The sequence below is a fragment of the Caldicellulosiruptor changbaiensis genome, assembly GCF_003999255.1.
Classification (GTDB): Bacteria; Bacillota; Thermoanaerobacteria; order Caldicellulosiruptorales; family Caldicellulosiruptoraceae; genus Caldicellulosiruptor; species Caldicellulosiruptor changbaiensis.
In genome coordinates this window covers 1,865,909-1,878,085 of sequence record NZ_CP034791.1, presented here as the reverse complement: position 1 = coordinate 1,878,085, position 12,177 = coordinate 1,865,909, and the positions used below count along the sequence as shown (strand labels likewise).

The 12,177-nt window shown below is 35.7% G+C and carries 11 protein-coding genes; 7 read left to right on the top strand and 4 right to left on the bottom strand.

Annotated features, from left to right (window positions below; genetic code table 11):
* Window positions 1-40: 40 nt before the first annotated feature.
* The 4 genes from ELD05_RS09310 to ELD05_RS09295 form a co-directional block, all read right to left on the bottom strand.
* The gene (locus ELD05_RS09310; RefSeq protein WP_127352205.1) at window positions 41-1,288 is read right to left on the bottom strand and encodes a 6-phosphofructokinase; all 1,248 of its coding nucleotides are present in this window, start codon (window positions 1,286-1,288) and stop codon (window positions 41-43) included.
* 65 nt (window positions 1,289-1,353) lie between these two features.
* On the bottom strand, window positions 1,354-3,111 hold the full coding sequence (locus ELD05_RS09305) for an Rqc2 family fibronectin-binding protein (protein WP_127352204.1): 1,758 nt from the start codon (window positions 3,109-3,111) through the stop codon (window positions 1,354-1,356).
* Window positions 3,112-3,113: 2 nt separating this feature from the next.
* Window positions 3,114-4,502, bottom strand: a complete 1,389-nt coding sequence (locus tag ELD05_RS09300; protein ID WP_127352203.1) for an O-antigen ligase family protein — start codon at window positions 4,500-4,502, stop codon at window positions 3,114-3,116.
* A 550-nt stretch (window positions 4,503-5,052) separates the two neighbouring features.
* On the bottom strand, window positions 5,053-5,571 hold the full coding sequence (locus ELD05_RS09295) for a DUF4330 domain-containing protein (protein WP_127352202.1): 519 nt from the start codon (window positions 5,569-5,571) through the stop codon (window positions 5,053-5,055).
* Window positions 5,572-5,729: 158 nt separating this feature from the next.
* Here ELD05_RS09295 and ELD05_RS09290 point away from each other — a divergent pair, with 158 nt between their 5' ends.
* From ELD05_RS09290 to ELD05_RS09260, 7 genes are all read left to right on the top strand, one after another.
* The gene (locus tag ELD05_RS09290; RefSeq protein WP_127352201.1) at window positions 5,730-6,896 is read left to right on the top strand and encodes a glycosyltransferase; all 1,167 of its coding nucleotides are present in this window, start codon (window positions 5,730-5,732) and stop codon (window positions 6,894-6,896) included.
* The gene (locus ELD05_RS09285) at window positions 6,889-8,169 is read left to right on the top strand and encodes a nucleotide sugar dehydrogenase (protein ID WP_127352200.1); all 1,281 of its coding nucleotides are present in this window, start codon (window positions 6,889-6,891) and stop codon (window positions 8,167-8,169) included. Before ELD05_RS09290 ends, ELD05_RS09285 begins: the two co-directional genes overlap by 8 nt.
* Before the next feature lie 314 nt (window positions 8,170-8,483).
* A complete protein-coding gene (rpsB, locus tag ELD05_RS09280) occupies window positions 8,484-9,260 on the top strand; it encodes a 30S ribosomal protein S2 (RefSeq protein ID WP_127352199.1) in 777 nt (258 codons plus the stop codon).
* A gap of 44 nt (window positions 9,261-9,304) precedes the next feature.
* Window positions 9,305-9,919, top strand: coding sequence for a translation elongation factor Ts (gene tsf, locus ELD05_RS09275; RefSeq protein WP_127352198.1), 615 nt, complete (start codon window positions 9,305-9,307; stop codon window positions 9,917-9,919).
* A 129-nt stretch (window positions 9,920-10,048) separates the two neighbouring features.
* Window positions 10,049-10,768 (top strand): UMP kinase, encoded by a 720-nt coding sequence (pyrH, locus tag ELD05_RS09270; RefSeq protein WP_127352197.1) that lies wholly within the window; start codon window positions 10,049-10,051, stop codon window positions 10,766-10,768.
* 1 nt (window position 10,769) lies between these two features.
* The gene (gene frr, locus ELD05_RS09265; RefSeq protein WP_011917860.1) at window positions 10,770-11,324 is read left to right on the top strand and encodes a ribosome recycling factor; all 555 of its coding nucleotides are present in this window, start codon (window positions 10,770-10,772) and stop codon (window positions 11,322-11,324) included.
* Window positions 11,325-11,422: 98 nt separating this feature from the next.
* Entirely contained in the window at window positions 11,423-12,169 is a 747-nt protein-coding gene (locus ELD05_RS09260) for an isoprenyl transferase (RefSeq protein WP_127352196.1), read from the top strand.
* Window positions 12,170-12,177 lie beyond the last annotated feature (8 nt).

Here is a 12,177-nt window from a genome sequence, read left to right as displayed (position 1 = left end):
ATTTGTTTTTTTTTATTTCAATTTAGTACTTTTTCAAAGTTTAGACAACCTTTTTTGGCACCATTATCTTTCTGAGCTTTGCATATCGAGGAAGTCCTTTTTCAAATTTGATCTCAACTTCACCTTCAATTAGAGGCTGGATGTAATTGAGAACTTCTTCTTTTACATAGTTTCCGTCATGAGAAATCCATGCAAGAGGTACTAATTTCTCTGCGTTTGCAACTTTATAAAGCTCTACAAGCTCTGTTGAACTGGAATATGGACTATCACTATCACGTTTAATTGCAATCATGTATCCACTTGCACCTTCAACTGCATACTTTACAGCCATTCTTCCAACCATGTATGCCTCTTCAACATCAGTCTTTGACATGATATGTGCAGCACTTCGCTGCAGGACATTGAACTGGATAGCTTTTACTCTCTTTTCTACCTCTTCACGGATTATATTTTCTAAAACAAACGCTGCACCACCAAGTTGTACATGCCCAAATGCGTCTATTCCAAACTTGTGGCTCATATCAGCAATGTACTTTCCTTCTTTGTCCTTGATACCCTCTGATACTACAATTGTAATTTTTCCTGTCTTCTTGTGTATATTTCTGACATCATCTAAGAACTTGTCAACAGAAAACGGTACTTCAGGTAGGTAAATAAGGTCAGGTGCACCAATATCTTTCGCAGCCAGGGCTGATGCAGCAGCAAGCCACCCGGCATTCCTTCCCATTACTTCAATTATTGTAACAATATTTGTTGGATATACAACAGCATCTCTTGCTATTTCCATGACAGATGTAGCAATGTACTTTGCAGCGCTTCCAAAGCCAGGGCAGTGGTCTGTCATGACAAGGTCATTGTCAATTGTCTTTGGAATTCCTATTATGCATATATCATAACCAATCTTTTTTGCATAGCGTGTGAGCTTGTCAGCAGTGTCCATTGAATCATTTCCGCCAATGTAGAAGAAATACCTTATATTGTGCGCTTCAAAAACATTAAAAATCTTAATGTAGTCTTTTTCATCGTGTTCAAAAGGCTTTAGCTGGTATCGACAAGAACCCAAGGCCGATGAAGGCGTAGTTTTTAAAAGCTTTAACTCTTCAGGGTCCTCCATTCTGAGGTCATAGAGCTCCTCATCAATAAGGCCAATTATCCCATTTTTTGCACCATAAATAGCTCTTATTGGATGTTGCTTCATCGCCTCTTCAATTACGCCTAAGAGCGAGGCATTGATAACAGCAGTTGGTCCCCCCGATTGCGCTATTACACAATTTCCCTCTTTTGGCATTTCAGATCCCTCCCGCTTTTGTTAAATTTTCAGTTTATTTTAATGTTAAAAATTGAAGCCGTTTCTCATTCTACTTTTTTAAAGCCGTCTATAGCTGTAGGTGAATCAACAATTATAGTCTTAAAGTTCTCATATATAACAAACCCTGGTTTTGATTTGGGCGGTTTTTTAACATGCTTAATATAAGTATAGTCAACAGGTACCTTGGTTGAGTTTTTCGCTTTACTAAAATACGCAGCAAGTAGTGCAGCCTCCAGCAAAGTCCTATCAGGCACGCTTCTGTTGTTTGTTCGGATTATGACGTGTGAGCCTGGGATTTTTTGGGTATGAAGCCAGATATCATTGCTTGATGCAAACCTTAATGTGAGATAATCGTTTTGGATATTGTTTCTTCCTACATAGATGTCAAAACCATCTGAGCTGACAAAATGATGAGGATTTGGTTTTTTGGAATCTTTCTTTTTTTCATTTTTCTTAGGCTCTGGCTGGGCTTTTACATATCCTTCCTTTTCCAACTCCTCTTCGATGCTCAAAAGGTCTTCGATCTCTGTACTTTTTTCAAGCAGAGCTTCTAAGCTATACAAAAATTCCAATTCAGTTTCAATCTCTGATATTTCAGCTTTAGCGTATTCTTCCCCTTTCTTTAATTTGTTATAAAGTTTATAATACCTCTCTGCATTCTGCTTCAGGTCTTTGTCTTTTTCAATTGGAATCTTAATTTGCGGCAAATCCTCGCTGTAGTAGTCAATAACTTCAATGAAGTCTTCAGATGTGGGTTTTAGTTGATATAGGTTTGCTAAGATTAGGTCGGCGTACTTCTTGAAAAGCTCAGCATTTTTTGCCTCATCTATTTTTTGCAGGTTTTGTTCGTACCTCTGACTTAGCTTCTTTAAATTTTGTTCAATTATCTTTTGAAGATGTTGTTTTTTTTCAATGAAAATGGTATGTTCTTCTTTTTTTGAGTAGTATTCATCTATACAGCTGTTGAGGCTTGTAAAAAACCTTTTTGAAAAGTTTGAATAGCTTTTCAAATCAATTACATAAAAATCTACTACATTTCCTTTATCTGTGTACAATGTTGGTAGGATTTCACCTTTTTCTACTATACAATATAATAATTCTTTTAAAGATTCAAAAATCCTTTTGATAACTTCGTTTTTTTCAACACTTTCTTTAAAAACTTGTGCATGCAACATGACCTCGTTTACAAACTGTTTGCTAATTCCTGACAAATTGTCAATAAGAATGTTTTCATAAGATTTGTTAGAGTTCTCAAAAAATGAAGAGAATTCTTCAAATGTAACTTCAAGAGGATTTTTCTTTGTTAACACTGGTGGCAATACATATTTAGCTCCTGGCAAAATGTTACGTGGAGAATTTTCAAAAGACATCCTCTTTATTGCGTCAATAATTCTGTTATTTGAATCCACTAAAAATATGTTGCTATGTCTTCCCATCATCTCAAATATAATGTATTTTCTCTCGATATCTCCAAGCTCATTTTTTGTTTCAAATTCTATTTTAACAATTCTTTCCAAACCCTCTTGATAGATGTTAGTAATTTTTGCACCAAGCAGATTTTTTCGAAGAATCATACAGAAGTTTGGTGCAACTTCAGGATTTTTCTTTTGTTTCTCTGTAATATATATTTTTGGAAGCGACGGATTTGCAGAGATTATCAGTTTTTTTGTCTTGCCAAGTTTGTATATATAAAGATTTATTTCAAACTGATTAGGTTGATAAATTCTTTCAACCTTTCCTTCAACAAGTTCAAGCTTCAGTTCATTTTTAAGTCTACAGAGAACAACTCCGTCAAATGGCATCATTAGCTTCCCCCGTCTTCAAGTAAGTAATCTTCTTTAGAATGTGTAATATTTTCAGAGTCAATATATTTTAAAGCAAATAAAAATCCCAAAAACAACCAAAAGTAGGTTGTCATCATTGGAACTTCAAAGATATTTTCAACAATGTTGTGTACCAAAACAGTTGCAAGGCCAATTAGAATGCCACTCCCTATTTTTTTGAGTTCTTTTGACTGTAAATGCTTAATCACTCTTGCTGCTAAAAGCAGTCCCATCACAAATGTCAATATCATGATGATGACTCCAATAATTCCCATTTCAACAGCACTTTTAAGATAGAAATTGTCAACGTAAAATGCATCTGCGATGTTTCTCTTTGCAACAGCTCCTCCGAATCTTCCAAAACCAACACCAAACAAGAGGTTTTCTTTTAAAATCTCAAAAGCCTTTGTCCATCGTGCAATCCTACCTGCTCTTGCACTGCTTTTTGCGTACTGGCTGCTTAGCATATAAAGTATTCTCATCAATATTGAAGGAGCAAGAATTGGGACTAAAACTATTATTGAAAACAGCAGTCCTAAAACTCTTTTGTCGATAAAAAATCCATATAAGATCATGGAGACTAAAAACGCAAGCCATGCACCTCGTGAAAATGTAAATCCAAGACAAACAATCATTGAGATTAAGACTATAAAATAATAAACCCTTTTAGAAATACTCTTTTCATATAACGCAAAAGGAAGGACAAATGGTATAGACATTGCAAGCAAGCTTCCTAAAACATTTGGGCTTCCTATGATTGAGAAGACTCGTGTTCTTATATACGTTTCAAAACTACTATCAATCCAGCTTGATGGAATTTCAACTCCAATTATATACTGGTAAATACCATATAAAGATATCAAAAACATCATAAAGATATAAACAGAAATAAATCTTTTGAACTGAAGAGTATTTTTAAGTAAATTCAAACCTACAAAAAACCACAGAGCATATTCAGCATATACTCTAAATCCTTCAATTGCAATTCTCATATTTGGCGAGTTTTTTAAGAGCAAGAAAATGCAAACAATTAAAAAGACAATGATATATATATCTAATGGCGATACTCTCAGTTTGGGATTATTATTCAAAATTGATTTTAGGATGAACGCAAAGACAATCAATATAAAAAGTACCTCATCCCATATAGATGCAAAATTTCCAAGTACACCTTCTTTTCTAAAAACAAAATCTACAAACGCATAAAGTACAACACCATACAAGAGCTTTGATGGGTCTTCAAATATAATTAATGCAAGTAGAAATAAACCTACTCCCAAAAGTGCAATTTTCGACGATACCAGACTGCCTATAAGCCCCAGTAAAAATATCAAAAAGGAGGCAATGTACAGACTCTTTCTTTCAACCATTTTTGTTTCACCTTTCAACAAATTTCTTTTAAGAGAAAATTTCTTTAAAGAATTTCAAGATTAAACTATTTTGTACATATTTACCGATACTTACTTGAAAATTTAGAAGATTTATGAGTAGCAGGACAAATAGGATTACAAGTTTGGTTAGAGAGAGTCTATTTTTGATTGCATCACCAATGAAAAAACCAAGGTAGAATACAAAGATGTAAAAGGGGAAGATGAAAATAGGTCTTTTTTTAAAAAGAGTTATTTGACTTTTAAGTAGCTCGAGCAAAAAGCTATTTGACCAAAACCTCTTAAATTTTTGAAACACATTGAAAGCTTTTGTAATACAAAAGCTATAGAAATTTTTCACAGCCCTCAAGATAAAAGAGCTGCTTATGTATTTTTGTTTTTCCTCTTTTCCTAAAAGCTCAAATACTATAGAATATTGGGAAAAGTAAAAGAGCTTGGATACAAGTTCATAAATCCTACTTTCCTTTAAATATCTACAAATGAATACCACTATTTTATAAGCAATACTTTCTCTTATCATCATTTCACATCCCTATTCTTTTACAATTTTAACACCAGTTACAACACCAACAAGCTCGGTAGTTTTTGTCTTGACATAAAAGGTTTTACCAACTCTCACTGTTTGCTTGTCTAATTTTATGGTAGCCCCTTCAAGTGTCACATACCCATAGATTGTAACATAGACATCTTTTTTATACGGATGAGTTGCAACAACAACTTTGCCTTCTTGTGATGTTCTTTCATAAACTCCTTCTTTTATCTGGACATCTCGTATATACGATTTTGTCAAGGTATTTCCAGACACCAGAAAATCGTTTTTGTGTAAAGACTCAGCCATCACAGGGTCAACAAGAGGAATCTTCACATTGATAATTGCTTCGCCATATTTGATTTCTACAAATTCGTCTTGTGATGCATTTTCAGATGCCTTTCCATGCGATGAAATTTTGACAAACCCTACCCATGCAATAGCTGCAATCAGCACAATTAAGATAAGGTCTACAATGTTGATAATGCCAAATAGCCTTCCCTTTTGGTCTACAATCTTCATTATTTTCTCCCTCCACATAAGATTTATCAAAACCATAGTATTACAAATCATTTTGGTTGGTCAAGAGATTTTATAATTTTTTGTTGACTATTTTGTCAAAAATGTTGTATCTTAAAATCTGTAATAAAAATGCTGTTATAAGCTAAGGATGATAAAGGATGATTGATATTATTTGTTTTTCAACAACACCATGGGAACCAATACCTACGCGAAAACAGCAGATAATGAAAAGAATGCCGGAAAGCTGTAGAATATTTTACTTAGACCCACCAGTAACTTATATAGGGCCGTTAAAAGACCCAAGCCTGAGGCCGTATTTGACCAAGTTTAGAAAATCTCCCAAGAGAGTTAAAGAAAAGCTATACGTCTTTGCCTTGCCTCCAATTATGCCTTTTTACAACAAAAAAAGGTCAATTAATAGATTCAATCAAAAAATGATAGCAAGGTTTGTGAAAGAGGTTATCTATCAGAACTTTGATCTAAAGTCACCCATTATTTGGACGTATATGCCAAACACAGTTGACCTTTTGGAGTATCTTCCTTATGGATTTTTAGTGTATGACTGTATAGACAAACATTCAGAGTTTCAAGGTTTTATTAACAAACAGGTTGTAGAGGAAATGGAAGATGAGCTTGCTAAAAAGAGTAATGTGGTTTTTACAACAACAATAGGTCTTTACAACAAACTCAAAAACCTAAATTCGAAAACATACCTTGTACCAAATGGAGCGGAGTTTGAGCATTTTAACAAGGCAGCAACAAAAGCTCCTGTGCCAGAGAGTATGAAAAATATTCCCCATCCTATCTTTGGCTTTGTAGGTGTCATCCATACATGGATTGATACACAGCTGATAGAGTATTTGGCATCCAAAAGAAAAGATTGGTCGTTTGTCTTGATTGGTCCTGTTGGTGCAGGCGTGAGTGTAGATAATCTCAAAAAATACAAAAATGTGTATATGTTGGGAAGGATAGATCATCAAATTTTGCCCCAGTATGTTGCGCAATTTGACGTTTGTTTGAACCTTTTTAGAGTTAATAAATTATCAGAAAATGTAAGTCCACTTAAATTCTATGAGTATTTAGCTACTGGAAAGCCGATTGTCTCAACCTCAATGCCTCAGGTTGAAGAGTTTTCGGATGTTGTTTATATTGGAAAAGACTATGATGAAATATTGCAAAAGTGTGAAGAAGCAATGTCAGAGCTCAAAGAGAGCAGCAATGAAAAGATGTTAAAAAGAGTAGAGTACGCAAGGCTTACCTCATGGGATAGTAGAGTAAGCCAAATAATTGAGATACTAAAGAGGGAAGGGATATATATTGAATAATGTATGTGTAATTGGACTTGGATATGTAGGACTGCCGCTTGCTCTATCTTTTGCAATGAAAGGTTATAAAGTTTATGGGGTTGACAGCAATCCAGAGCTAATCAGTGAGCTTCAAAAAGGGGAAACTCATCATTTGGAAAGTTATAAAGGAAGGACAATTCAAGAGATTTTAAAAGATCAGCTTCAGAGTGGAAACTTTGTACCAATGCTTGATTATAAAGAGGCAATGCAAGCTTGCGATGATATTATAGTTACTGTGCCAATTCCAGTTTATGGTGGGAAACCATATTACGAGTATTTGATTTCATGTGCCAAAGAGATAAAAAATAATCTGCGGAAAAATCAACTTGTCCTTCTGAGATCAACTGTTGTACCTGGTACAACCAGAAATGTATTTCTTCCTATATTGGAGGAAAGTGGCCTAAAGTGTGGCAAGGACTTTTATTTAGCTTATGCGTCTGAGAGAATTGCAGAGGGCAGAGCCTTTGAAGAATTTGAGAACATGCCCACAGCTCTTGCTGGTTTTTGTGAGGTCAGCACAAAAAGAGCTGTTGATTTGATAAAGGTGATTTGCAAAGAAGAGGTTGTTGTTGCATCTTCATTTGAAGTTGTAGAGACGGCTAAAGTAATTGAAAATCTTCAAAGAGATATAAACATTGCAATGGTGAACGAATTTGAAAGATTCACAAAGGCTATGAATTTAGATATATTTGAAGTCATCAAGGTTGCAAATACACACAAAAGGGTGAATTTGCTCTATCCAGGCCCTGGTGTGGGTGGTTTTTGTATACCAAATGCTTTTTATTATTTGAATGCAAAGGCAGAGGAGATGGGAGTGGAACTCAAGCTATCTAAGACTGCAAGAATGTTCAACGAAGGAATTCCTGCCTATATCTCTGATCTTGTGATAAATACAATTGAAAAGTATGGCGCTAAGAGAAAGGTTGCTGTGCTTGGCATTGCAATGAAAGATTATTCTTCGGACGATAGGCTCAGTCCTGCACTTGAAATTATTGAGATGTTACGACAACGTGGTGTTGAGGTAAAAGCATTTGACCCTGCTGTGAAAAAAGAATATGACTTTAAAGTAAAGAGTTTGAAAGAAGCCTTAGAGGATGTTGAGATTGTTCTCATTTTAGCACGACAGCATGGAATAGAATTTGACAAGATTTTTGAATATATTCCCCCTTCAAGAGCTATCATAATTGACACAAGAGATGTATTTACCCAGCATGATGCAAAAGAAAAAGGGTTTATTCTGGAGAAGATATAAAATGAAATAGCTTCAATGGTTAAAAAAAGGGTCTTGGCCATTTTGCCAAGACCCCTTTTTGGATATAGACTTTCAAAATAAAATTTGGGGGGTTTTGCAAACAAGATTATAACAAAAATTTTTAAGCATGTTAATATTCATTTGTTTATCTCCTTAGGAGTAAGTTAAATAATTTTTCTTGTTACATTTAAAATGATATGCTATAATAATGTCGGCTTTGTAAAAAAACAGAGTCGGAAATCTTCGGTGGAAGGCAAGATTGCCTTCTTTCTATCCGACTCGAAGAAAAACCGAATTGAGGGAGGTTAAAAAAGATGCCAGTTTTAACTATGAAACAGCTCTTAGAAGCAGGTGTTCACTTTGGTCATCAGACACGCAGATGGAATCCCAAAATGGCAGAGTATATCTTTACAGAAAGAAATGGTATTTATATCATCGACCTTCAAAAGACTGTAAAGAAAATGGACGAGGCTTATGAGTTTGTAAAGTCCCAAGTTCAGGAAGGCAAGATTATTCTCTTTGTTGGCACAAAGAAGCAAGCTCAAGAGACAATCAAAGAAGAGGCTGAGAGATGTGGTATGTACTATATCAATCAAAGGTGGCTTGGTGGACTTTTAACAAACTTTAGAACAATCAAAACAAGAATTGAAAGGCTAAAAGAGCTTCAGAGAATGGAAGAAGATGGCACATTTGATGTTCTACCAAAGAAAGAAGTGAATCTTTTAAGAAAAGAGAAAGAAAGACTTTTGAAGTACCTTGGTGGAATCCAGAATATGCCAAGAATTCCTGATATCTTGTATATTGTTGATCCTAGAAAAGAGAGAAATGCAGTGCTTGAGGCAAGAAAACTTGGGATACCAATAGTTGCTATTGTGGACACAAACTGTGACCCTGATGAAATTGACTATGTTATTCCTGGAAATGATGATGCAATAAGGGCAGTAAAGCTCATTACCTCTAAGATTGCGGATGCTGTGATTGAGGGAAGAGAAGGGGAACAGTTTGCACCTGCTTCAGAGCAAAAGGAAGAGGTTAAAGATCAAGAGGTTCAAGAGGTTGAAGATAGTAATGATGATGTTATAGATGAATAATCCTTTTTGTTCCTTTAGTATAACTTTTAGGAGGGATTTTTGATATGATTAGCGCTGAAATGGTAAAAGAGCTAAGAGAAAAAACTGGTGCTGGAATGATGGACTGCAAAAAGGCATTAGAAGATGCCAATGGCGATATGGAAAAGGCAATTGAGCTTTTAAGAGAGAGAGGTCTTGCAAAGGCAGCAAAGAGGGCTTCAAGAGTTGCTGCAGAAGGCATTGTAGAAAGCTATATCCATGGCAATGGCCGAATTGGTGTTTTGGTTGAAATCAACTGTGAGACAGACTTTGTTGCAAGAAATGAAGAATTTAGACAATTTGCAAAGGATATTGCAATGCAGATTGCAGCTGCAAATCCTAAGTATGTTTCACGAGAGGAAATTCCACAGGAGGTTATCGAAAAAGAAAAGGCGATATTAAGACAGCAGGCACTAAACGAAGGAAAGCCTGAAAATGTTGTTGACAGAATTATTGAAGGAAGACTTGAAAAGTTCTTTGAGGAGGTATGTTTGCTTGAGCAGCCTTGGATTAAAAACCCTGACATGAAAATAAAGGATTTGCTTGCAGAGAAGATAGCAAAGATTGGAGAAAACATTGTCATAAGAAGATTTGCAAGATTTGAAAGAGGAGAGGGAATTGAGAAGGCTGCTTCTTGCTAATTTTTAAATAATAGCAAGGGAAGGGAACACTATTTTTTAAAGTGGTGTTCCCTTTTTTTGAGCAAAAACTCTTGATAAAGATGTGCTTTTATTTGTAAAATATTATCATGGAGAAGGAGAAGATAAAAAATGGTTGAACCAAAGTACAAAAGGGTAATATTAAAATTAAGTGGGGAAGCATTGGGAGGAGAAAAGGGTTTTGGAATTGATTGGGAGGTTGTTGAATCTATTGCTGAAGAAATAGCAAAAGTAAGAGAGCTTGGTGTTGAGGTTGCCATAGTTGTTGGTGGTGGCAACTTCTTCAGGGGAAGAAGTGCTGAGCATATTGACAGGGCAACAGCTGACTACATGGGAATGCTTGCGACTGTTATTAATTCACTTGCACTTCAGAGCATCCTTGAAAAAAGAGGAATACCTACAAGGGTCCAGAGTGCAATCGAGATGAGGCAGATTGCAGAACCGTATATCAGACGACGTGCAATCAGGCACTTAGAAAAGGGCAGGGTTGTAATTTTTGCATGTGGAACAGGTAATCCTTTCTTTTCAACAGACACTGCAGCAGCACTGAGAGCTGCTGAAATTGATGCTGAGGCAATACTTCTTGCTAAAAAAGTTGATGGTGTTTATGATAGTGACCCCAAGAAAAATCCAAATGCTAAAAAGTACGACTTTATAACCTACTTAGATGTCATCAATCAGCGACTTGAGGTAATGGACTCAACAGCTACATCTATGTGCATGGATAATCAAATTCCAATTGTGGTATTTGAACTTGCAAAGGGGAACATCATCAAGGCCGTGATGGGTGAGAACATTGGCACATTAGTAAATGTAAAGGAGGAAAGGTGATATGCCAGAGCCTATTCAAATTGCTGAAGAAAAAATGAAAAAGGCAATTGAAACTTTAAAAGAAGAGTTTGCAACAGTCAGAGCAGGAAGAGCAAATCCTCATATCTTGGACAAGGTTATGGTAGACTACTATGGTGTTCCTACTCCAATTCCTCAGCTTGCGAGCATTACTGTACCAGAGGCGAGAATGATTGTCATCCAGCCGTGGGAAGCAAGAATGCTCAAAGAAATTGAAAAGGCAATTCAGAAGGCAGACCTTGGCGTAAATCCGGCAAACGACGGTAAGGTAATAAGGCTTATATTCCCTGAACTTACTGAAGAGAGACGAAAAGAGCTTGTAAAACAGGTCAAAAAGATGGCAGAAGACGCAAAGGTTGCAATCAGAAACATTAGAAGAGAGGCGATTGATGAGTACAAGAAGATGAAGAAAAACAATGAGATTACAGAGGATGACCTGAAAGACGCTGAGGAGGATGTACAAAAGCTTCACGACAAATACATAGAACAGATTGAAAAGCTTTTAAGTGCAAAGGAAAAGGAGATAATGGAGGTATAAGTTTAAAAAGATATTTGGCGGGGTTTTTCAAAATCCCCGTTATTTTTTTAGATCAAAAAGAGTTTTGCAAAAAGAGAAAGAGAGGGCTTTTAAAAAAGATGTTTGATTTTTTTAAAAAGAAGAAGATTTCAATTGACAAAGAAAAAATGCCAAGACACATTGCAATTATCATGGATGGTAATGGTAGGTGGGCAAAAAAAAGAGGACTGCCACGTTCAGCTGGTCACAGATTCGGTGCGCAAAAGTTGAAAGAGATAGTCTTGTTTGCTGATGAAATTGGTTTAAAATATCTTACTGTGTATGCTTTTTCGACAGAGAATTGGAAAAGGCCGAAGGATGAGGTTGAAAATCTTATGAATCTTCTTCGAGAGTTTTTTGACACAGAGATAGAGAATCTCATCAATAAAACGCAAATAAAAATCAGGGTAATAGGAGATATTTCAAAGCTTGATAAGGATATTCAAGAGAGAATTATAAGTGCCGAGGAGAGGACAAAAGACAAAACAGGACTTTGTGTGGTTATAGCTTTGAACTATGGGGGTAGAAGCGAGATTGTAAATGCAGCAAAAAATTTGGCTTTGGATATCAAGAGTGGTAAAATTGATATCGAAGCTGTTAATGAAGAGCTTTTTAGAAACTATCTTTATACAAAGGATATTCCTGATCCTGACCTTTTGATTCGACCAAGTGGCGAGATGAGGGTCTCTAATTTTCTTTTGTGGCAGATATCTTATACCGAGTTTTGGTTTTCAAATGTGCTTTGGCCAGACTTTAGAAAGGAACATCTTTTAAAGGCTATTGAAGACTATCAGAAGAGAGAAAGAAGATTTGGTGGTGTAAAATAGCTTGTGGA